The sequence below is a fragment of the Falsihalocynthiibacter sp. S25ZX9 genome, assembly GCF_041205405.1.
Taxonomy (GTDB): domain Bacteria; phylum Pseudomonadota; class Alphaproteobacteria; order Rhodobacterales; family Rhodobacteraceae; genus Falsihalocynthiibacter; species Falsihalocynthiibacter arcticus.
The window spans coordinates 1-341 of record NZ_JBGFCD010000127.1 but is presented as its reverse complement, the minus strand read 5'-3'; the positions used below and the strand labels follow the sequence as shown (position 1 = coordinate 341).

Annotated in this window: 1 protein-coding gene; it reads right to left on the bottom strand. The window is 54.3% G+C overall.

Annotated features, from left to right (window positions below):
* The coding region (locus AB9F29_RS21575) for a hypothetical protein (protein WP_369757210.1) at nucleotides 1–208 on the bottom strand (208 nt) is incomplete at its 3' end.
* Between the last annotated feature and the right edge of the window lie 133 nt (nucleotides 209–341).

Here is a 341-nt window from a genome sequence, read left to right as displayed (position 1 = left end):
CGAGCCAATTGCGCTTAACGAAACATTCATAGTCATCAGCACAGTGGCTTGGGGCCGTGTGAACAAACCCCGTCCCAGCATCGTCCGTAACGTGATCCACATCAATAACCGGAACGTCGTAATCCCAGAAACCTTCCGCGCCTTCAAAACAGGCCAATGGATGGCTACAGGTAATGCCAGCAAGCTCGGATGCACTCACCTCACGCACACGCGTGAACTCGGTTGCGCGGGCTTTGGTCAGAACCTCGGAGGCAAGGTCGTCGGCAAAAAGATAGAGATCACCCTACGCCGTCCAGCTTTCATCTTCGGTCGCTTCAACGCGATACAGCCCATAAGCAATG